Below are 21139 nucleotides of genomic sequence, written 5' to 3' on the forward strand. Positions count from 1 at the left end.
CCAAGAACCTGCGCGCCTGAGCTCAGGGTTCGGCAGGCGGTGCCGCACCGCTTGCCGCTGACATGACAAAGGCCGGACGCTCGGGCGTCCGGCTTTCCTGTGAGCCCCTGACATAGGAGATCGGTGCTCGTGCAAGGCACACCGGACCAGCTCATCGAAGTTCTGCGGGAAACGACCGTCTCGCTCGTCCGCCGCGACGGGCCTGACCTCACCGCGCGGCAGCTCGGCGTCTTCCTGACCGTCTACCTAGGAGAGGGGCCGCATACAGTGCGCGGCCTGGCCTCGGCGCTGAACGTCTCCAAGCCCGCGATCACCCGCGCCCTGGATCGCTTGGGCGAGTTCGACTTTGCCCGCCGTAAGACTGACCCCAAGGACCGCCGCTCCGTGCTCGTGCAGTGCACCGTCAAAGGTAGTGCCCTGCTGCGCGAGATCAGCGCCACCATGGTCGAAGCTGGCACCGCCTTCCAAAAGGTAACGAGGGCACCAGCTGCGCGTGAAAAGGCAAGCGCTTCCTAGCGCTTGCAGAGCTCAACCTGCGCCGAAGCCAAGTTGCATTCTATCGCGTGGTGTAGCAGCGATAATGTTGACAAATTAGCGGTTGGGTTGGACGCCACTCAGATGTGAGAGGCGAATGAGCCAAGCGGCCAGGTGCGACAGCATATCTGAGAACATCGGCTTGTTTGTGATTTTGCTCAAACCGCCATGGCCTCACGTGCCCGTTGTGCCCACGCCCGAACTGCCGAAGGCTGCGCCGTCGGGCCGAGCCTTTGCCCAGGTTGCGAACTCCTGGAGAGTTCGAGAGGGGACGTATTCGGTCGGCACCACGATGACGAGAGACGCCTTCCATCCGAGTGAAACCGGCACGAGATCCTTCTCGAGGCCTTAAGGCAGGTTGCGGTAGAGGTACTGGTCGATGGCGAGACTGTTTACCGCGCTGGCGCCCAACGTGTAGCCGTCCGCCGCCGCATTGGTGACGGCGGCCGTGCCGATCGTGCCGCACCCGCCAGTGCGGTCCTCCACGACGATGGACTGCTCCAGGCGCGCGCTCAGGCCCTCGGCGATCAGTCGGCCGGCGAGGTCCACAGCGCCGCCGGGCGGGTTATGTGACGATCAGGCGAAGGGCCGCGTGGGCCAAGACTGCGCCTGCGCCGTGACGGATAGCGCGAGCAGCGCCGGGGCGGCGAGCAGGGTGCGACGCGCCATCATGATTCCGGTGTTTCCTTGCTTCTCGTCTAGTCTGCCGGGGAAGGCGGGAGACGGTAGGTGCGGATCGCCGTGCCGCTGAACAGCGCGGTCCTCTCCTCCGCCGAGGCAGAGGCGGCGAAGTGCTTGAAGGCGTTCCACAGGACGACGTAGCCGGTACTGCCCTTGTCCACGGGGAAGTTGCTCTCGAACATGCAGCGCACGGCGCCGAACGCCTCGACACAGGTTTCCAGGTAGGGGCGCCAGGCCGCCACCAGCTGCTCGGAGGTGGGCGGTATGTCCTGATGCTCGAAATCAAAGCCCCCGACCGCCATGCCGAGGCCACCGAGCTTCACCATTACGTTCGGGCACGCGGCGAGAAGGCGCACGCGCCCGCCCCATTCCGCGAGCACCTCTGCACGGCGCCCCCGATAAGGCCCGGCCCCGAGCGGACCGCCGCAATGATCCAGGACCACTGTCAGATCGGGGAGGGCGCGGGCCAGGGCGAGCACCTCGTCGAGTTGGGTGTGGTAGGCCCAGACATCGAGCGACAGCCCGTGCTCCGCGAGGCGCGCGGCTCCCCGACGGAAGGCAGGCTCGGAGAGCAGGCCCGGGCGGGGCGGAACAGGGTTCGAGTTGATCTCCGGCGCCGCGTGCCAAGCCGTCTGGTTCCGCACGCCGCGGAAACGTCCTCCGCCCGCGCGGATGTGCCGCTCCAGCAGGGGGACGACACCGTCGCCCTGCATCAAATCCACCATGCCGACGATCCCCGCGCAGGCGCGGATCGGGCCATAGAGGCCACTCGCGCTTTGGGCCGCGACCCCGTTTGCGAACTCTGTTTCGCCGAGGCTGCGAGCCTCCTCCGGTCCCTCGGCTCGGTACATCGAGCGCGCCTGGATATAGACCGTCGCCCGCACGTCGTGCCCACTGCCCGTGTCGCGCAGCAACTCCTCCAGCAGGTAGCGGCTGCCAGGACGGTCCCAGAGGTGGTGGTGCGCGTCCACGATCGGCAGGGTGGGGAGAAGGATCTCCTCCTGCACCATCGCCAGCCAGTCCTCGCGCACCGGAAGGTGCGGGGAGGTGTGCCCGGGTCCTGCCATCGCGCTACTCCAGCCGAATCCCGGCCTCGCGCACGAAGCCTTGCCAGCGCTGGCTCTGGTTCGCGAAGAAGGCGGCGAACTCCTCGGGCGTGTTGCGCTCTGCCTGAAGGTCCTGGCTCCGGAGCTTCTCGGCCACATCCGGTCGGCCAAGCGCCTCGTTCAGCAGGGTGTTCAGCCGTGCCACCACGGCCGGGGAGGTACTCTTGGGCAGGAAAACGCCGTTCCACTCATAGGTCTCGAAGCCGGGGAGGAGGTCCGAGACCGGCGGGACATCCGGCAGCGAGGTGAGCCGCCCTCTGCCAGTATGGGCGAGGGCACGGAGCTTACCCTCCTTGACGAAAGCCACCGGCGCATTGGCGTTGCCGAAGTAGAGATCGACCGTGCCTGTCATCAGGTCGGTGTAAATGGGTGCGCCGCCGCGATAGGGGACGTGGTTGACCGGCAAGCCCGTCTGGCGCGCGAAGAGCTCCATGGAGAGGTGCTGGATGGAGCCGATGCCGGCCGAGGCGCCGTTGATGCCGCGCTTCTCCTTGGCATAGGCGATCAGCTCCGAGAGCGTGCGGACCGGCAGGCTTGCAGGCACCAGCACGAACTGCGGCACGGTGACGGTGCGGAAGACCGGTATGAAGTCCCGCTGGGCATCATAGGGCAGGTTACTGAAGAGGGCCTTCTCAACCGAGAGGCCGGTCGAACCATGCATGACGGTGTAGCCGTCTGGGGCGGACTGCGCGAAGGCGGCCGCGCCAATCGTGCCGGTCGCGCCGGGACGGTTCTCGATCACGAAGGGCTTGCCCGTGCCCTGCGAGACGGCATTGAAAAAGAGGCGTCCGACGATGTCGGCCGTGCCGCCGGGCGGCCAGGGCAGAATGACGCGCACCGCCCGCTCGGGCCAGTTGCCGTCCTGCGCGCGCGCAAGGCGGCCGGACAGGCCAAGCGCCGCCGCCGCAAGCAGGAGGGCGCGGCGGCAAGGGGTCACTGCTGCCACGGGGTCTTCTCCCAGATCTGACGGTAGCGGGCCTCCTGGGCCGGCATCTGCGCCTCCCATTCGGCGCCCGGCAGGTAGGCCATGGGCAGTTCGAGCTGCCGCGCCTTCTCGGTCCATTCCGGCTTGGCGACCACGCGTGCGATCGCTTCCTGCAGGCGCAGGGCGATCTCGTCCGGCACGCCCCGCGGTGCGCCGATCCCGCGCTCGCTCGTCATGACCACGTCGTATCCAGCCTCGCGGAAGGTCGGCACGTCCGGCATCAGGTCCCAGCGGTGCTCGCCCATGCCGGCCAGAGGCCGGAGCGCCGGCTTGTCCTGGCCCAGCATGCCGATCTCACCGAGGTTGAGCCCGGCCACGTCGATGTGGCGCGCCAGCACGGCATTCTTCACCAGCCCCGCCCCGGCATAGGGCGCGTGGATGAACTCCGTTCCCGTGGCAGCCTGGAAGAGCGTGAGGCCGAGATGGTCGTCCGTGCCGACGCCGGAGGAGCCGACGCTGATCTGCCCGGGCCGACGCTTGGCGTCCGCCACGAGATCGGCAAGCGTCTTGTAGGGAGAATCCTGGTGCACGACGAAGGCAGTTGGGTCGTCCACGAGGCGCGCAATGGCGCGGATCTTTGTGCGATCGTAGCGTACGCGGCGCTCGATCGGGACGGAAAGGTAGCCGGGGGTGTTGATGCCGCCGATGGTGAAGCCGTCCGGCCTTGCAGCCTGAAGCGCGGCGTAGGCGGTTTCCCCACCCGCCCCCGGGCGGTTACTGATGACAAAGTTCGCGCCGGGCAGCTCCGCCGCCATGAACAGCGCGAGGGCGCGCAGCATCACGTCGGTGCCGCCACCGGGCGCAAAGCCCACCACGATTTCGATGGAGCGCCCGACGGGCCAGACGGCCTGCGCGAGGGCAGGGCGGGCAAGCGGCGCAGCGGCGAGCGCCGCACCGGCTGACAGCAGCCGGCGGCGTCCAGGGTTTGTCCATGTCGTCATTCTGTTTCCTCCTCCATGTCATCGACGTTGTTCAGGCCGCCTTCGGCAGGGTGGCGCCGCTCTCGCGGTGGCCCTCGCGGATCGCGGCCAGCAGCGCCTGAGCGGGGTGGCGCAGCGCGACACCGTCGAGGCGCTTGACCTGGGAACGGCAGGAAAAGCCGGTGGCCAGGACCTCGCCCCCGCTCCTGACCTGTGGTGCCCAACTCAGGCCGTAGAGATGCTCGGACATCGACCGGTGCTCGGCCTCGTGCCCGTAGGTGCCGGCCATGCCGCAGCAGCCGGCGGGCGGAACCTCGAGCGCCAGACCATGGCGGGCGAAGGCGGCGCGCCACTCGCGCGCTGAAGCCGCGGCGTTGGTGCGCTCCGTGCAGTGCAGGAGAAGGCGGTACGGTCCCGGTGCGGCGGCGCGCGGCGCCTCGCCATTTTGGTGCGACAGCCATTCCTGCAGCAGCAGCACGGCCGGGGCGGCGGCACCCGCTTCCTTGTATTCCGAGCGGTAAGTAAGCGTCATGGACGGGTCGATCCCGACCAGCGGGACCCCGGTCTCTGCCAGCGCGCTCAACATTGCTGCGTTCGCCACGGCTGCCCTCCCGAAGGCGCCGAGGAAGCCGTGCACGTGCAGCGGCTTGCCGTTGGGCTGGAAGGGCGCGACCCAGGGCCGCGCGCCGAGGGCCAGCGCCAGGTCCAGCACGTCGAGCAGGAGGCGCGTTTCGTTGAAGCTTGTGAAGGCGTCCTGCACGAAGATCACGGCGCGCGCGCGGTCCTCCTCCGGGAGGGCGCGCAGCGCTGCCGGATGGGCGTAGGCGATGCCACGGGCGGCAAGCTCCGTGCCCAGGTCGATGCCGGAGACGGGCGGGCTGTCCACGAGGCCCACGGTGCGCAGCACGGCGCGGCCTGGCGCGCTGCCGAAGACGAGATTGTAGAGGCGCGGCACGCGCGCCGCCCGCGGCAGCAGGCCCTCCGCCCGCGCAACGAGGTGGTGGCGCAACGGGCGCAGGTAGCGGCCGTGATAGAGTTCCAGGAAGCGGGCGCGGAAGCCCGGCACGTCCACCTTGATCGGGCAGCCGCCGGTGCAGGACTTGCAGGCGAGGCAGCCGTCCATCGCCTCCTTCACGCCGTGGGAGAAGTCGGCCTCGCCGCGCCACTTCGCGAGGGTGTTGCGGAGGCGGGCGAGGAAGTTCCGTAGTGGCGGCGCGGCCCGCAAGGCATGAGCCTCGGCGACCGGGTCCAACCGGGCCTCGCTCAGCCGCCGCAACCATTCCCGCACCAGCATCGCGCGGCCCTTGGGCGAGTGCCGGCGCTCGCGGGTGCCCTTCCAGGACGGGCACATCGCGTCATCCGCGTCCCAGTTGAAGCATGCGCCGTTGCCGTTGCAGTGCATCGCCGTGTCGTAAGGCGCGCGCACCGCCTCCGGGATCGCACGGTCGGCTTGCCCGCGCGTGGGGACGCCATCCACCCGCAGCAGCGCGCCGCCCTCCGGGGGCGTGGCGATCTTGCCGGGGTTGAGCTGGTTGTGCGGGTCGAAGACGCCCTTCACAGCCTGTACCAGCGGGTAGAGCGGACCGAAGAAGCGCGGCGAGTACTCGGAGCGCACACCCTTGCCGTGCTCGCCCCAGAGCAGGCCGCCATAGCGCTGCGTCAGTGCCGCGACGCCGTCGGAGACCTCGCGAATGAGACGCTCCTGCGCCGGATCCTTCATGTCGACCGCGGGGCGAACATGCAGCACGCCGGCATCGACGTGGCCGAACATGCCGTAGTCCAGCCCGGCACCGTCCAGCAGCGCGCGGAAATCGGCGATGTAGTCGGCTAGGTGCTCGGGCGGGACGGCGGTGTCCTCGACGAAGGGGATGGGGCGCCGCTCGCCCGCCATGTTGCCCAGTAGGCCGACGGCGCGCTTGCGCATGTCCCAGATGCGGCCCACCGCCGCCTCACCGCGGGCGACCGTGTAGCCCAGCCGGCGGCCGCCGAAGCCCTCGGTGTCCAGCATCGAGGTCAGACGCCCGAGCGCGGCCTGGACCCCGTCGGCCGCGTCGCCGACGAACTCCACCAGCAGCACCCCGCGGGTCGGGCGCCCGGCATCCTCGGGGAAGAAGGACCGCACCCCCTCCCAAACGATATCCTTCTGCGCGAGGGCGAGGACCTTGCTGTCCACCGTCTCGACGGAGGCGGCGCCGAAGGCCAGCAGCGCGCCGGCATCGCGCAGCGCAGCGTCAAAGCTGTCGTAGCGCAGGTTCACCAAGGCAACGTGCCCGGGCAGGGGCAGGACCTTGAGCGTGGCCGCCGTCACCACGCCGAGCGTGCCCTCCGCCCCGCAGATCACGCTGTTGAGGTCGAAGCGGCTCTCGTGGTCACGGATATGGGCTAGGTCATAGCCGGTGAGGCAGCGGTTGAGCTTCGGGAATCCCGCCTCGATCTCGGCGGCATGCTCGCGCTGGATGGTGTCCACCGCGCGATGGATGGCGCCCACCAGATCCTTCCGGTCCTGGATGTCCCGCAGCGCCTCCTCCTCCAGCGGCGCTGAGTTCCAGATCGTGCCATCGGCCAGGGCGGTGGTGAGCCCAAGCACATGGTCACGCGTCTTGCCATAGAGGCAGGAGCCCTGGCCGCAGGCGTCCGTCGCGATCATTCCGCCGATCGTCGCGCGGTTGGAGGTGGAGAGTTCCGGCGCGAAGAAGAGGCCGTGCGGGGCGAGCGCCGCGTTGAGCTGGTCCTTCACCACGCCCGCCTGCACGCGCACGCGCCGCGCGGCCGGGTCGATCTCCAGGATACGGTTCATGTGGCGCGAGAGGTCGAGCACAATGCCCGCCGTCAGCGACTGGCCGTTCGTGCCCGTGCCGCCGCCGCGCGGCGCCAGCACCACCCTGCGGAATCGCTCCTCCCAGAGGAGGCGCATGGCGCGGGCAACGTCCGCGCTGTCCCGCGGGAAGAGCACGGCCTGGGGCGGGACGCGATAGATGGAGTTGTCCGTGGCGAAGACCATCCGGTCCGCGTCGCCCGCCGCGATCTCCCCCGTGAACCCGGCCGCCCGCAGCGCGTCCAGGAAGGTGCGGGTGAGCGCCTCCGGTGGAGGCGCCTCGGGGAGGCGCGGGATCATGGTTGCCCCTACCGCTCCGTCAGGCCGCCGGGACGAGCCCGGCCGGCAGGCCGCCCGGCACCACGACCGCACCCTCGAGCGCGGGCAGGCGCCCGGCGAGTACGGCGATAATGCTCTCCGCCGCGCCGCAGGCCATGCCGGCCGCGCCGCGAGGCGTGTTGGCGGCCAGGTGAGGGGTGGACACCACGCGCGGGTGGGTGCGGAAAGGGCTCCCCTCCTCCAGCGGCTCCTTGGCGAAAACATCCACGCCGGCCCAGCTCAGCTGGCCGGAATCGAGCGCCCCCAGGAGCGCGTCCTGGTCCACGATCCCGCCGCGCGCGGTGTGCACGAGGATGGCTCCCTTCGGCAGCATCGCCAGCTCGTTCGCACCGATCATGTTGCGCGTCTCCGGCTCCAGCGGGCAGTGCAGGGACAGCACCTCGGACCGGCGCAGCAGCTCGGGCAGTGTTTCCACGCGCTCGGCCGGGCCAGCGAGCCGGCCTGCGGGGAGCAACGGGTCATAGCCCAGCACGCGCATGCCGAAGGCGTCCGCCATGCGAGCCACCTTGGAGCCGATCGCACCGTAGCCGACGATGCCCAGCGTCATGCCATCGATGTCGCGGGTCATGCGGGAGGTCTTCTCCCACAGCCCTTCGCGCATCCCGTTCACTACCGAAGGAAGATCCTTCAGCATGGTGAGCATGAGCGCCATCGCGTGCTCTGCGACGGAGCGAGAGTTCGCCCCGGCCGCCCGCGTCACGGTCAGGCCGCGGGCACGGGCGGCGGGGATGTCGATGCCGTCGATCCCCGCGCCGTGCCGCGCGACCACGCGAAGCGCGGGCGCCGCGGCGTCCATCGCCGTGCCGTTGATGATGCCCTGGCGGTGCAGGATGGCCACCGGCCGGTGCTCGCGAATGGCGGTGAGAAGCTCCTCCTCGCCCGGGTAGCCGCTGGTGCAGCGAACGGCGTAGCCCCCCTCCTCCAGCATGGCGACGGCCTCCGCGGCCAGCCAGGCGGCGGAGACGAGGACGTTGGGGCGGGCAGCGTCGGGCATGAGGCGGCTTCTCGGCGTGGGGTCTGGAAGGGAAGGGGGGCGGGCCTAGTCGAGGCCTTCGCAGCCCAGGCGGCGCAGCGTCGCGTCCACCCAGGAGGCGTCGTGCGTCCCGGCCGCGATGTTGGCCATCTGCTTCCCCTCCGTCGCGTGCTTCGCGCTGGCCGCGGCGTGGATCGCCTCTGCCTCGTCTAGGGGCACGCAGAGGAGGCCGTCATCGTCACCGAGGACGAGGTCGCCCGGCGCGATCACCATGCCGTCGATGGCGACCGGTACGTTGATCTCGCCCGGGCCGTCCTTGTAGGGGCCGCGATGCGTGATCCCGGCGGCGAAGACCGGGAAGTTCTGTGCGCGAATGGCCGCGCTGTCGCGGATGGCGCCGTTGATGACGATGCCGGCGAGCCCGCGCCTGACCATCTGCGCCAGCATCAGCTCGCCGATAAGCGCGTTGGTCAGGTCCCCGCCTGCATCCACCACGATCACGTCACCGGGCTGCGCCAGCGCGATAGCCTTGTGGATCATCAGGTTGTCGCCGGGGCGCGTCCTCACTGTCAGGGCAGGGCCCGACATCACCACGCCGGGGGCCTGCATCGGCCGCAGCCGCGCGCCGCCGGCCGTCATGCGGGACATGACATCGCTGACATTGGCGACGGGCAGGTCGCGGAAACGCGCAACGAGGGCGGCGTCCACCTGTTGGGTGCGCCGATGAATGCGGAAGCCGATCGCCACGGCCGTCCTCCCAGGTGCCGGCGCTGTCGCGCGCCGTTTTGTTGACACTGCCGCGCTCCCGGTGCCAGAACAGCCGAAGAAAACGCAACGCCGTTTCGAAATAGCCGAGCGGGAAGAGGAAGCGCAAGTGTTCAATCGCCACCCCCATCGCATCGCCCGCCGCGCCCTAATCGGGGCCGGTCTGGCAGTTCCCTTCGCCGGACCCTTCCGCCCGGCCCTGGCACAAGGGGCATACCCGTCCCGTCCCGTACGGGTGATCGTGCCCTGGGCCCCTGGGGGTGCTGTGGATACGCTGGCGCGCCGGATCTCGCAGAAGCTGTCGGAGCAACTCGGCCAGACCTTCGTCGTCGAGAACAAGTCGGGTGCGACGGGCACGATCGGCGCGGGCGAGGCCGCGCGGGCCGCGCCGGACGGCTACACGCTGCTGGCGATGGACAACACCTACGCCATGCTGCCCTACCTCTTCAGCCGCCTGCCATTCGACCAGGCTGCCGCCTTCCAGCCGATCACGGTCACGGCCTTCTCGCCCGTCCTGCTCGCGGTCGGTGAGAAGTCGCCTTACCGTGACCTCGCCTCCCTCATCGCGGCCGCGAAGAGAGATCCGGAGAAGCTGACCTATGGCACGGGCGGGATCGGCAGCGCGCCGCACTTCGCGACGCTGGCGTTCGAGCGCGCGGCGGGGGTGAAGCTCTATCACGTGCCCTATCGCGGTGCGGGCGAGGCCGTGATCGGCGTACTATCCGGCAACGTGGACCTCGTGATGCTCTCGCCCGGCTCGGCGCTGGGGAACATCCGCGGCGGGCAGCTCCGCCCGCTGGCGATCAGCGGAGACCGCCGGGTGACTGCCCTCCCTGATGTGCCAACCTTCACGGAAGCCGGGTTGCAGGGCTTCAGCGTGATCAACTGGTCGGGGCTAGCCGCGCCGAAGGGCACGCCGGACGCGATCGTGGGACAGCTGCACAGGGAAGTGGTCCGCGCCCTCGCCGCGCCTGACATGAAGGCCTTCATCGCCGATCTCGGCTCCGAGCCCGGCGGCATCGCCCCGGCCGCCTTCTCGGCGCTGCTGACGGAGGAGGCCGCCCGCTGGCGCGAGGTCGCGGCCGCGGGCGGCATCGAGCGGCAGTGAGGCGGCAGCGATGAGCTTCTTCGCCCCGCCGCCTCGCATCGAGACCGAGGTCTTTACACGGTTGCCTGACCGTTACCGTAAGTCCCGGCGGTCCGCTTGGAGCGATGCGAACCGTGCCGGGCGGCCGGTGGACAGCTTTCTCGAAGGCCCCTCCTTCGACCGGCAGGGGCGGCTCTACGTCACGGACATCCCCTTCGGGCGCGTCTTTCGCATTTCCGCCGAAGGCGAGTGGGAGCAGGTGGCCGAGTACGACGGCTGGCCCAACGGGCTGAAGATCCACCGGGACGGGCGGATCTTCATCACGGACTACAAGCGCGGGATCATGCTGCTGGATCCAGGGAGCGGGCAGGTCACGCCCTTCCTGGAGACGGCCCGATCCGAGAGCTTCAAGGGCGTCAACGACCTCGCCTTCGGGCCGGGCGGCGAGATGTACTTCACGGACCAGGGGCAGACCGGTCTGCAGGACCCGACCGGGCGGGTGTACCGCCTGGGGACGGACGGGCGGCTCGACCTACTGATCGGCACGGTGCCCAGCCCGAACGGCATCGTGGTGGCGCTGGACGCCTCCTTCCTGCTGGTAGCGGTGACGCGCGCAAACCAGATCTGGCGCCTGCCGCTGCACGCCGACGGGAGCGTGACAAAGGCAAGCATCTTCTGCCATCTGCACGGCGGCCCGAGCGGGCCGGATGGGTTGGCGCTGGACGCCGAGGGTTGCCTCCTTGTGGCCCATGCCGGTTTCGGGACCGTTTGGCGGCTGTCGCCCCGGGCGGAGCCGCTGGCGCGCATCGCCTCCTGCGCCGGCTGGTCCACCACCAACCTCGCCTTCGGCGGGCCGGAAGGGCGAGACCTGTTCATCACGGAGTCGGAGACAGGGAGTATCCTGAGGACCACCCTGGAGGTGCCGGGGCTTCCGCTTCCCCCCCCACGCCCCCTGACGGCGCGAGTGGCTTGCCGAGGGAGGGAGCGGCCCCTAACGGTGGCCGTCATGACGACCCAGACCCGTCCGAAGGCATCGCTGGAGGGTGTCGCCTCGGCGGGCCGAGCCCTGACCCTGCTGTCCGCCTTCCGCAAGGGGGACGACGCCATCACCCTGGCCGAGCTGACCGCGCGGACGGGGCTGGTGAAGACCACCATCATGCGGCTGGCCATCACCATGGAGGCGCACGGCTACCTCATCCGTCTGGCGGATGGATCCTACCGCCTGGGAGCGGAGCTGTTCCGGCTTGGAGCCGTTTACCAGCAGTCCTTCCGCGTGGAGGCTCATGTCATGCCCGCGCTCGAACGGTTGGTGGCAGAGACGAGCGAGAGCGCGTCCTTCTACGTGCGGAGCGGTGAGCACCGGCTCTGTCTCTACCGTGTCGATTCTCCGCACCGGCTGAGGCTGCACGTGCGGCAGGGCGATATGCTGCCGATGGACAACTCCGCCATCGCCCACGTGCTGCGGATGTTCGGAACTGTGCCTCTGCCACCCGAGGCGGCCTCGACCAGGGTTCCGCTCTACACGGGCGGCGAGAGGGATCCACATGTCGCGGGCATGGCCACCCCCGTCTTTGGGCCGGGCGAGAGCTTCGCGGGCGCGCTCTGTCTCACCGGGCCGGTAACCCGGCTTACCCGGGAGGCGGCGGGAACGGCCAGTCCGATACTCCTCCAGGTCGCAGCAGATCTGACGCGCTCGCTCGGTGGTGTGTTCCCGACCGGGTAGAGCGAAAGTCGGTTTGGTCGAGTGGGGCTGGACGTTGGCTTGCGCCGGCATGTCCGCTGTCAGGATGCCTTCCACAGGACGCCGACGGTGCCCGTCAAAGCACTCCGGCGCCGGATGGCTGACCACCAGTGCTTACTGCTGAGGATCCACCTCCGCCAGGCGGATGCCATCGATGCCGCCATCGCGGAGATCGACGCCGAGTTGGGCGATTGCCTCGCGGCCTTCCGCGACGCCGCCACGCGGCTGACCACCATCCCTCGGGGCAGCACGCGCTCGGCCACCCTTATCCTCGCCGAGGCCGGCACCGACATGAGCCGCTTTCCCAGCGACGCCCACCTTATCTCCTGAGCCGGCCTTTGCCCGAGAAGCGACGAGAGCGCGGGAAAGCGCCGCCCCACCAAGTTACGCAAGGGCGCGACATGGCTGAAGACCCTGCTGGTCCAGATCGCTTGGTGCGCGGTTCGGGTCAAAGGCACCTACCTGCGGGCCTGTTCGGGCGCCTTAAAGCACGCCGCCGTCAGCGCGAGGCCATCATCGCTGCCGCCGCTATCATTACCGCCGCGCGCTGGATGCTCCGCCCAGGTGTCGTCTATGCCGATCTCGGCCCCGACCACTTCGACGGACCGGGCGCGTCCGCTTCGCCCGCAAGCTCGATGAACTCGGGTTCAACGTTACCCTAACCCAGCGTCAGGCCACATGACGGCTTCACCCTAGAACAGATCCCAAGTGGCCATCCTCGCCATCACGGAGGTCGCTACTCCGACCGGACGCCGTACTTTTGGGCCACTTCCGCGAGACGTCCGCCCATCTCTCGCAGGTCGCGCTCCAGTTCCTGAGCTGTCGTGATGCGCGGCACGAGGCCGAGGCTCCGCATGCGCTCGATCGTCTCGGGGGCGCGGACCACGTCCTGCACGGCCGCGGTCAGCCGGGCCCTGAGATCTTCGGGCATGCCCTTCCAGCCGAAAAGGCCCGGGATGCCCTCCACCTCCAGTTCGGGCGCACCCGCCTCCTTCACGGTCGGCACGTCCGGCCAAGCCGGGGAGCGGATGGAGGTGGTCACGGCCAGCAGCCGCAGCCTGCCTTCCTGCACGAGCGGCGCGAGGGTCACGAGCGGCTGCACCGTCAAGTCCACGCGCCCCGCCGCCGTGTCCAGCGCCGCCGGCCCGGTGGTTCGATAATTAACGAAGACCGCATCCAGCCCGCGGCTCCGGAGATAGGCGTTGGTGAGCAGGTTCGTGCCCCCCGGCGCCGAGCACCAGCTGATGTCGCCCGGCCGGTCGCGGATCCGCTCGAAGACCTCAGAGAGCGAGGCTGCGGGGAAGTCGGGGCGCACCGCATAGGCAAGAAAATCTGTCGCTACAGGCGCGATGGCCACCAGATCGGCCCGAGTATCATAGGGCAAACGGGGGATGAGGACCGGCGTGGTCGTGATCGTGCCTGCGTTGGTGAAGAACAACGCCGTGCCGGGTGGCGCCTGCACGAAGGCTTGCGCCGCGATGCTGCCCTCCGCGCCTGGGCGCGTGTCCACCGGGAAGGGTACGCCGAAGTGCCGCGACAGGCCCTCACTGACCAGCCGCGCCATCACGTCGGTCGATCCACCGGGGCTAGCGGGGGTGATCACGCGAATGGGGGCCGTGGGCCATCCCGCTTGGGCGCGTGCTCGGGCTGGCATCGCCAGCGCGGGCGCCCAAAGCAGAAGGCGACGCGAGAACCCGCAATTGGAACCGTTCTTCAACACCCTTCTCTCCCCCCTTGTGCCTTCCCGTGACCTTGTGGGCCGCAGGTGGCGCGCAGCCGTCACGCCGTCCCAGGCACCTCAGCCATTGCCTGCACCTGCCGCATGAGCTGCCGCAGCACCTTGTCAAATACGATGAGGTCGCCCTGGTCGATCCCGTTGAGCAGCCGTGCGTCGCGTTCCCCGGAGATCCGCACCGCCGCCTTTGCCAAGCGCATTCCGTCGGCGGTCATGGAGATGGCGACCGCACCACCCTGCCCGCCAAGGCCGGTGGCCGTCACCATGCCACGCTCCTCCAGGCCGCGAATGGCGCGGCTCGCCGCGGCCTTCTCGGTTTCGGCCGCCTTGGCCAGCGCCCCGACAGTCAGCGTGCCCAGCTTCTCCAGTGCGAAGAGCAGGCGCCACTCGACCATTCCGAGGTCCAGGTTCTCCCGGTAAAAGGCGGAGGCGTTCCGCGTCAGCCGGTTTGCGAGGGTTATCACGCGCACCGCGAGCACCGTCTCCGCTAGGAAGCCCAGCTCCTCGTCCTCGTCCCGCCCGGTCGCCGTCGCCTCCACCTCAGGCCTCGACGACGACGAACCGCGCCTCAACCGAAACGGGGAAGGTCTCAGCCCGCAGTTCTGATGCCACCGCGCCGCCCGCCTCGACAGATATCTCGTAACTCCGCACTTTCAGGCGCTTCGGATCGCACCAGGATCGGCCGGTGCGAATGTCGAACTCCCATCCGTGCCAGGGACAGCGGACCAGTTCACCGCGGCGGCTCAGGGCGTAGTGGCCGGGCTCGCTCGCCTCCACCAGCGCGGTCAGGCGCCCATCGCAGAGCGAGGCACCCTCGTGCGGGCAGCGGTCGGCGATGGCGAAGTACGCGCCCCCAATATTGAAGACGGCGATTCCGCGCCCCTCGACCTCGACGCGCTTGCGGGCGCCCGGCGGGATCTCCTCCACCGTCGCGACGACGTGGCGCGCCATCAGGGGAAGCCGTAGAAGCGTTGGGCATTGCCGAAAAGCAACTGATCTTTCTGCGCCCCGGTAAGCGGCGCGCGGAAGGCGTAGCGCGGATCGTCGAAGTCCCAGTGCGGATAGTCTGTGGAGAAGAGCAGCCGGTCCCAGCCGATCCGGTCCATGAGCTCCAGCAACTGCCCTGGGCGCTCAGGCTCCTCCATCGGCTGGGTGGTAAACCAGATGCTTTCACGCAGATACTCGGACGGGCGGCGCCGGACATGCGGCACCTCACCTCGCATCCGTTCCCAATTGCGGTCCATGCGGGCGCAGAGAGACGGGATCCAGCCGAGCCCCCCCTCCATGATGACGAAGCGCAGCCGCGGAAACCGCTCGAACACGCCCTCGAAGATGAGGCTGACGACGATGGCCTGCATCGACTCCGCGACGGCGTGGTGCTCCTCCATGTAGTAGGAGGGCCACCCGCCGCCCGTGGAAGGATGGCCGTTGGTGCCGCCGACATGGATGGCGATGGGAAGATTGTTCCTCTCCGCCGCCTCGAAGATCGGCCAGTAGCGCCGGCGGCCCAGTGGCTCGTCCGTGCGCGGCAGGATGAGGATCTGCACAAAGCGCGGATCGCCCGCCCGCGCCTCAATCTCGTCCACCGATCCGACGGCATCCTCCTGCGCGACGAGGATCGAACCCTTCAGCCGCGATTCCTGCCCCACCCAGCGCTCGGCTTGCCAGCTGTTCATGGCCCGGGTCAGCGCCACGCCGAAATCGAGGTTGCGCTGACTGCCAGGATTCCAACGCAGGGGGATGAGGATGCCGTGCTCGATGCCGTTGGGGTTCAGGTGCTGGCGCCGCATCAGGTCGAGGCTGGAGCCGGGTGGGCCGCCCTCCTCGGGGTAGGCGTCCACACGCGCCGCGTCGGGCGACATGCGGGGATGCGTCAGCGCCTCGGAGAAGGCGTGGCGGAGATGGCTGCCATAGGTCTGGAGGTGCTCGATCCAGCGCAGCTCAAGATAGGGGTGGACCTCCGTCCAGGACGTCATCGCGGGGTGGATGTCGCAGTCGATGACCTGTCGCTTCGCCGCGACTGGGCGGGAGGTCTCCAGGGCGGTGGCGCTCATGCGGGCATCTCCGCTGCTGCGGTGGCGGGCTTGAGGAGGCGCGGGTAGGTCGCCAATGGGTTGTCGTGCACGATCTTCCGCAGCAGCGCCTCGGACAGGTCCGGTGGCAGCGCGTCGTCGCCCTCGTACTGCCAATGCGGGTAGTCGGTCGAAAAAAGGAAGAGCTCGTCCGAGCCGAGGTGCTCGACCAACCGCCCGATGCCCTTTGCCGCGTCCGGGTCGTCCACCGGCTGCACGGTGAAGCGAACATGGTCGCGCAGAATGGCCGAGGGCAGCCGGGTGACCCAGGGCACCTCCGCGCGCACGCCCTTCCAGGTCTTGTCCGCGCGCCAGATATAGCCGCTGAGCCAGGTGAGGCCGGACTCGATCATCACGACGCGCAGGCCCGGGAACTTGGCGAAAACGCCCTCGGCGATAAGGCTCTGGAGCTGCTGCTCGAAGGCGGCGCTCTGGGAGATGTAATCCTCCACAAAATAGGAGGGCCATCCAACCGATGTGGGCGCCGAGCGATAGGAGCTGCCGGCATGAATACCGACCGGCAGACCCAGGCGCTCGGCGGCTGCGTAGATCGGCCAGAGATGGCGACGGCCGAGCGTGACCTCGCCCGAGACGAGCATAAGGATTTGGATAAAGCGCGGGTCCCCCGCACAACGCTCGATCTCCTCGACGGCGAGTACGGTGTTGTGGGCAGGGATGACGATCGAGGCCCGCAAGCGGAAATCCTGGTTCAGCCAGGCGTCGCGTATCCATTCGTTTGTCGCGCGGCATAGGGCCGCTGCCATGTCCTCGCTGTGCATGAGGGTGCCGCCATAAAGCGGGTTCAGGATGCCGAAGCCGGGTCGGTAGCGGTCCAGGACGTGCCGCCGCATCGCTTCCAGCGAGGCGCCGGGCCAGCTCCCATCGGCTAGCCGCCAGTCGAGCCGGCAGGTGATCGGAGCGCCCTTGGGGTAGCTAGTAAGGCTCAGGTTCAGGCGGTCGAGCGCGCGCACTGCCACCATCTCGCGCCAGTAATCGTCGAGGTAGGGCAGCAGGACGTCCATGCCCGGCACCGCCGGGTGGAGGTCGCAGTCCACCCCGCCCGCGAAGCGGGACAGGGGCGCAGGACGATCGGTGTCGTCCATTCTCGTTTCCTCCCTAGGCTTCAGAACGCCTCTCCAAGTCGGGGAACAAGGTGGACATGTTTGGTGACGTGTCAACATAAATCGGCGATCTGCATCCAAGGGGACTGGCCGGTGGGCGGCAAAGGTTTAGCCTCCGCTTCAGGCAAGGCGACGCCCGGCGGTCTGGGCCAGGAGGAAACGGATGGCGCAACAGCCGGCGACGATCGTGCCGAAAGTGTCTACGGCCACGCGGATCGTGCGCCGCGAGAAAGCCGCCTCCCCCGCGGCGCGCGAGGCGGATCTCTGCGTGGTTGGTGCTGGCATCGCCGGCATCGCTGCCGCGGTGGAGGCGGCCAGGATAGGGCGGCGCGTACTGCTGGTAGACGGGCTGCCGGTGCTTGGCGGCCAAGCCGTGAACTCTATTGTCGGTACGATCTGCGGCCTGTACTCGAACGGCGAGAACGGGCGGCAGCTCACCTACGGCATCGCTGAGAGCATCGTGCGCGACATGGTGCCGCAGGGCACCGCCTACTATCGCCCCGGCCTCGTAAACAATATCCTTATCTACAACGACGTTGCCCTCGGCCGCTGGATTGAGGAGACGGTGCGCGCGGCCGGAATCACTGTCCTCCTCGGCGCCGTGCTGCGCGAGGTGGAGGTGGAGGGCCGCCGCGTGACACGCCTGCACCTCTCCACCCGCTACGGCGATGTCACCGTGGAGGCGTCGGGCTTCGTGGACGCGACCGGCGACGCGGCGCTCGCCTGGCAGGCGGGCTTCGCCTGCCGCGAGCCCGCCGATGGGCCGGTCTTCGGCACACAGATGGTGGTGCTGGAGAATATCGACGAGGCGCGCATTCCCTCCCGCGAGGCGCTGCCGGCGCGGATGCGGGAGAAGGCCGGGGACTACGGCCTACTGCGCCGGGAGGGGCTGAGTTTCGTCATTCCCGGCAGCGGCATCGCCATGATGAATATGACTCACATCGAGACGCCGCTGGAGCCCTTCGCCGCGTCGGCCGTGACACTGGAAGGGCGCGATCAGGCAGACCGCGCCGTGAGCTTCTTGCGCGATCAGTTCCCGGATGCTTTCGGCCGAGCCCGCGTGCGCGCCTACGGCTTTCCCGGCATCCGACAGACGCGCTGGATCAAGGGCCGCGAGCAGCTGACGGTGGAGGATGTCTGCCGGGGTACGCGCTTCCCGGACGCCATCCTCCGCACCGCTTGGCCGATCGAACTGCACGACGCCGGCGCCGAGCACAAATGGAACCCCTTTGGCCCTGATCACCTGCACACTGTCCCGTTCAGCGCCCTGGTGCCGGAGGATGGCGACAACGTGGTGGCGGCCGGCCGCTGCATCGACGCAGACAACGCCGCCCTTTCCTCCGTGCGGGTGATGGGTCCCTGCATCGCAATGGGCATGGCGGCGGCGCACGCGCTCGACTTGGCGGGAAGCGGCAGCGTGCATCAAATCGACATCTCCGCCCTGCAGAATCGCGTTGCCGACAACTTGCATCGCAACGACGAAGCGCCGACTGGGTGAAGCTCAGGCGGGAAGGTCTCCGAAGGCGGCAGCTGGCGGTCGGGCACAAGGCTCCGCGCGCCTACCTCTATCAGGTGATCGCGCGGCTCCGGTGCTCGGCCTGCGTCGTGCGCCCATTGGTGGATGTTCCGCACGACCGCTAATCATTCCGTTTTAGCTATAGGCCATGCTGACGCATAAAGGTCGGGCTCAGGCGGAGGATTCGAGACATGTCTTACGCTGATGCAATGGGCGCGTCTCGGCCGCGCAAGCTCGGTCTCAAGGTCGAGGTGAAGGTCGAGAAGCGCGGCCCTACCCCGCCCGATTCGGAGGACCGCCGCCCGTGGTGGCGTCGGTCGTGGGATGCCATCCGCAACTTCATCAAAATCGACATTAGGTAAGCGAAGCGCGCGACCTCGCTGACGAAGCGGCGTGGTTCCGCGACCAACTGACCGCGCCTGGCTTCAATAAAAGCAGCCTTGCGCGGGAGATGGCCGCGCTCGGCGATTCACGGGATATCAAGATCATCCTGCGCGGCATCAGCCGCATGGCGACCGCCACCGTATCCGTGCCCGCGTACTTCTATTCTGGCTGGAAATTGGCGCCGCGCAGAAGCTCGCTGTTTCGAGCAACATCGCTCGCCATGAAGCGACGAAACTCATCCGCGGCGGCATAGGTCGGTTCGAGACCAAGGGTCGTGAACCGCTCGACAGTTGCCAGTTCCCGCATAATTTCCGCGAGGTGCCCGTTCAGCGTTGTTACAAGGGGGACTGGGAGGTTCTTCGGGCCCCAGAGCCCGTACCAGGACGAGAATTCAAGTCCAGGCATCCCTGCCTCAGCGGACGTGGGAATGTTGGGGGCCAGGGAGCTGCGGTGCGCGGAGGTGATCGCGACACCTTTGACTCCACCACTCTGCACGAGCGGAAGCAGGGCAAGAACGGGGTCGATCATCAGCTGCACGTTGCCGGCCGCAACGTCCGTGAGGGCCGGCGCAGTCCCGCGATAGGGCGCGACGACGAGGTCGAGCCCGGCGAGCTTTAGGAAGAGAATCGTCGCGAGGTGCCCGGCAGAGCCGAGCGCAGAGGCGCCGAAGGTCCAGCTATCCGGGCTATGGCGGGCTGCTGTGACAATGTCCGTAATGTTCGACTGCGATCGGTTCGGCGAGAGGACGAGCAGCAGGGGTGCCTCGCCAAGCAGTGCGACGGGGGAAAAATCAGTCAGCGGGTCGTAAGGCGGACGGCGCAGAACCTGCCGCGCCATGACGTGGGTGGAGGCGCTGAACAGGAGCGTGTAGCCGTCCGCCGCCGCCGCCTGCACTGCCTGTCCTCCGATCGTGCCGCTGCCCCCCGCCCGGTTCTCGACGACGACGGGCACGCCCATCCGCTCGGACAGGCGCTGCGCAATGGTGCGGCCGACTGCGTCCACGCCGCCGCCTGGCGCAAAGGGAATGATCATCCGCACCGGGCGATTCGGGTATGCGGCTGGTTGTGCCTGCCCTGACCGCGCGGCCAGTGCCGCCACCCCACCTGCCGCCGCACCAAGCATGACCTCTCGCCGCTGCATCTCTTCCTCCCATTCTGATTCATTGCCGGGCTACCCCCCGACTTGGCTGAGCTTCCCCGTTAAGGAGAGAGTTCTTCCAGAGCGCGACACTTCGTCCCGACAGCGAGGGCTGCGGTGACGGCGCCAACCGCCTGGCGGGGACGGTGTAGCCGTCGAGGAAAGTCGCTGCGCCGATGATGTTCAGCGTCCAGAAGACGTGCGACGTGATTGGCAGGCGCTCGATGCGCGGTGCGATATCGACGGTGCCGCCGAAGACGCGGCTACCCCCTACCGCATCGGACGCGGTCGACATGGCTCGCTTCTCCGTGGCCTTCTCGTTCGCACCGCTCCGGCGAGCGGGAAGCGGCGTCACCGGCTCCCGCCCATATCGGCGGCTCAGGCCGCCTCGTCGGCGATCCCGTTCCGCAGCAGGCCGATGCCGGTGATCTCGACCTCGACCGTGTCGCCGGGCTTGAGCCAGAGGGGCGGCTGTCGCTTCGCGCCGACGCCCCCCGGCGTGCCGGTAGCGATCACGTCGCCAGGCGAAAGAGGGGTGAACGCGGAGCAGTACTCGATGATCCGTGGCACGTCGAATATCATGTGGTCCAGCGTCGTATCCTGCACGACCTGCCCGTTCACCCGCGTCGTCAGGCGCAGCGAGTCCAGTTCTGCAACCTCGTCCGCCGTGACGAGGAAGGGCCCGAACGAGCCGGTCTGGGGGAAGTTCTTCCCAGGCGTGAACTGGTGGGTGTGGCGCTGCCAATCGCGGACGGAGCCGTCATTGTAGCAGGAGTAGCCCGCGACGTGCTCCATCGCCCGGTCGCGCGGGATGTAGCGGCCACCCTTGCCGATGACGATGGCGAGCTCTCCCTCGGAATCAAAGTCGGTGGAGACGCGGGGGCGCAGCAGCGGCTGACCGTGCGCTGCCTGGCTATCGGCGAGACGAGTGAAGATCGTCGGGTTATCGACGACGTCGCGCCCCGTCTCACGCCGGTGCGTCTCGTAGTTCAGGCCAATGCAGAGGATCTTGCCTGGGTTGGGAATGACGGGGAGGAGCGTCGCCCCTTCCAGCGGCACGCGCTCGCCGGAGCCCTCGCAGACCCGGGCGAAATCGGCCAACGCGCCCGCCTCGATCACCGCTTTCAGGTCGACATAGGGTGCGGGTGGGGCGATGAGGACGGCGTCCCCAGCGACCAGCCCGCAAGCTGGGCGGCCACTATGGAGCAGCGAGACGAGGCGCATGACG

Annotated in this window: 21 protein-coding genes and 1 pseudogene; 7 read left to right on the forward strand and 15 right to left on the reverse strand. The window is 68.6% G+C overall.

The window, feature by feature from the left end; genetic code table 11:
* Positions 1-123 precede the first annotated feature (123 nt).
* Complete coding sequence (locus D9599_RS06545; RefSeq protein WP_198380428.1) at positions 124-516, forward strand: MarR family transcriptional regulator; 393 nt, start codon at positions 124-126, stop codon at positions 514-516.
* 366 nt (positions 517-882) lie between these two features.
* Here D9599_RS06545 and D9599_RS32420 read toward each other — a convergent pair whose 3' ends face one another.
* The 7 genes from D9599_RS32420 to D9599_RS06585 form a co-directional block, all read right to left on the reverse strand.
* Positions 883-1083 (reverse strand): tripartite tricarboxylate transporter substrate-binding protein, encoded by a 201-nt coding sequence (locus D9599_RS32420; RefSeq protein ID WP_198380430.1) that lies wholly within the window; start codon positions 1081-1083, stop codon positions 883-885.
* A gap of 149 nt (positions 1084-1232) precedes the next feature.
* Positions 1233-2282, reverse strand: coding sequence for an amidohydrolase (locus tag D9599_RS06560; RefSeq protein ID WP_232480233.1), 1050 nt, complete (start codon positions 2280-2282; stop codon positions 1233-1235).
* A 4-nt stretch (positions 2283-2286) separates the two neighbouring features.
* Entirely contained in the window at positions 2287-3267 is a 981-nt protein-coding gene (locus D9599_RS06565; protein WP_198380431.1) for a tripartite tricarboxylate transporter substrate binding protein, read from the reverse strand.
* On the reverse strand, positions 3255-4247 hold the full coding sequence (locus tag D9599_RS06570; RefSeq protein ID WP_198380432.1) for a tripartite tricarboxylate transporter substrate binding protein: 993 nt from the start codon (positions 4245-4247) through the stop codon (positions 3255-3257). The genes D9599_RS06565 and D9599_RS06570 overlap by 13 nt, the downstream gene beginning before the upstream one ends.
* A 31-nt stretch (positions 4248-4278) precedes the next feature.
* A complete protein-coding gene (locus D9599_RS06575) occupies positions 4279-7341 on the reverse strand; it encodes an FAD-binding and (Fe-S)-binding domain-containing protein (RefSeq protein WP_198380433.1) in 3063 nt (1020 codons plus the stop codon).
* 19 nt (positions 7342-7360) lie between these two features.
* Positions 7361-8374: a hydroxyacid dehydrogenase gene (locus D9599_RS06580; RefSeq protein ID WP_198380434.1), complete on the reverse strand. Its 1014-nt coding sequence runs from the start codon at positions 8372-8374 to the stop codon at positions 7361-7363.
* 45 nt (positions 8375-8419) lie between these two features.
* Positions 8420-9100, reverse strand: coding sequence for an RraA family protein (locus D9599_RS06585; RefSeq protein WP_309228562.1), 681 nt, complete (start codon positions 9098-9100; stop codon positions 8420-8422).
* 127 nt (positions 9101-9227) lie between these two features.
* On the opposite strand from D9599_RS06585, the gene D9599_RS06590 reads away from it, so the two are divergent.
* The 4 genes and pseudogenes from D9599_RS06590 to D9599_RS32425 all read left to right on the forward strand — a co-directional run.
* Positions 9228-10226, forward strand: a complete 999-nt coding sequence (locus D9599_RS06590) for a tripartite tricarboxylate transporter substrate binding protein (protein WP_198380665.1) — start codon at positions 9228-9230, stop codon at positions 10224-10226.
* A gap of 10 nt (positions 10227-10236) precedes the next feature.
* A complete protein-coding gene (locus D9599_RS31210) occupies positions 10237-11928 on the forward strand; it encodes an SMP-30/gluconolactonase/LRE family protein (protein ID WP_232480235.1) in 1692 nt (563 codons plus the stop codon).
* An 87-nt stretch (positions 11929-12015) separates the two neighbouring features.
* Positions 12016-12276 carry a hypothetical protein gene (locus D9599_RS06605; protein WP_198380436.1) on the forward strand — a complete coding sequence of 87 codons (261 nt, stop codon included), beginning with the start codon at positions 12016-12018 and terminating at the stop codon, positions 12274-12276.
* A 12-nt stretch (positions 12277-12288) separates the two neighbouring features.
* Positions 12289-12585: pseudogene (locus tag D9599_RS32425) on the forward strand (transposase); the annotation flags it as partial.
* 97 nt (positions 12586-12682) lie between these two features.
* Here the strand turns inward: D9599_RS32425 and D9599_RS06615 are convergent.
* The 5 genes from D9599_RS06615 to D9599_RS06635 all read right to left on the reverse strand — a co-directional run bounded on the left by D9599_RS06615 (position 12683) and on the right by D9599_RS06635 (position 16856).
* Positions 12683-13549: a tripartite tricarboxylate transporter substrate binding protein gene (locus D9599_RS06615; RefSeq protein ID WP_198380437.1), complete on the reverse strand. Its 867-nt coding sequence runs from the start codon at positions 13547-13549 to the stop codon at positions 12683-12685.
* Between the two features lie 176 nt (positions 13550-13725).
* On the reverse strand, positions 13726-14220 hold the full coding sequence (locus tag D9599_RS06620; RefSeq protein WP_198380438.1) for a MarR family winged helix-turn-helix transcriptional regulator: 495 nt from the start codon (positions 14218-14220) through the stop codon (positions 13726-13728).
* 1 nt (position 14221) lies between these two features.
* Positions 14222-14632, reverse strand: coding sequence for a Rieske 2Fe-2S domain-containing protein (locus D9599_RS06625; protein ID WP_198380439.1), 411 nt, complete (start codon positions 14630-14632; stop codon positions 14222-14224).
* On the reverse strand, positions 14632-15735 hold the full coding sequence (locus D9599_RS06630) for an amidohydrolase family protein (protein ID WP_198380440.1): 1104 nt from the start codon (positions 15733-15735) through the stop codon (positions 14632-14634). The genes D9599_RS06625 and D9599_RS06630 overlap by 1 nt, the downstream gene beginning before the upstream one ends.
* Positions 15732-16856, reverse strand: coding sequence for an amidohydrolase family protein (locus D9599_RS06635; RefSeq protein ID WP_198380441.1), 1125 nt, complete (start codon positions 16854-16856; stop codon positions 15732-15734). The genes D9599_RS06630 and D9599_RS06635 overlap by 4 nt, the downstream gene beginning before the upstream one ends.
* 181 nt (positions 16857-17037) lie before the next feature.
* On the opposite strand from D9599_RS06635, the gene D9599_RS06640 reads away from it, so the two are divergent.
* The gene (locus tag D9599_RS06640) at positions 17038-18372 is read left to right on the forward strand and encodes an FAD-dependent oxidoreductase (protein ID WP_198380442.1); all 1335 of its coding nucleotides are present in this window, start codon (positions 17038-17040) and stop codon (positions 18370-18372) included.
* 209 nt (positions 18373-18581) lie between these two features.
* A complete protein-coding gene (locus D9599_RS06645) occupies positions 18582-18752 on the forward strand; it encodes a hypothetical protein (RefSeq protein WP_198380443.1) in 171 nt (56 codons plus the stop codon).
* A gap of 181 nt (positions 18753-18933) precedes the next feature.
* Here D9599_RS06645 and D9599_RS06650 read toward each other — a convergent pair whose 3' ends face one another.
* The 3 genes from D9599_RS06650 to D9599_RS06660 form a co-directional block, all read right to left on the reverse strand.
* A complete protein-coding gene (locus D9599_RS06650) occupies positions 18934-19914 on the reverse strand; it encodes a tripartite tricarboxylate transporter substrate binding protein (protein ID WP_198380444.1) in 981 nt (326 codons plus the stop codon).
* A 19-nt stretch (positions 19915-19933) separates the two neighbouring features.
* Positions 19934-20206 carry a hypothetical protein gene (locus tag D9599_RS06655; protein ID WP_198380445.1) on the reverse strand — a complete coding sequence of 91 codons (273 nt, stop codon included), beginning with the start codon at positions 20204-20206 and terminating at the stop codon, positions 19934-19936.
* Between the two features lie 83 nt (positions 20207-20289).
* Positions 20290-21135, reverse strand: a complete 846-nt coding sequence (locus D9599_RS06660) for a fumarylacetoacetate hydrolase family protein (RefSeq protein WP_198380446.1) — start codon at positions 21133-21135, stop codon at positions 20290-20292.
* Between the last annotated feature and the right edge of the window lie 4 nt (positions 21136-21139).

The organism is Roseomonas sp. KE2513 (assembly GCF_016107305.1).
GTDB lineage: Bacteria > Pseudomonadota > Alphaproteobacteria > Acetobacterales > Acetobacteraceae > Roseomonas.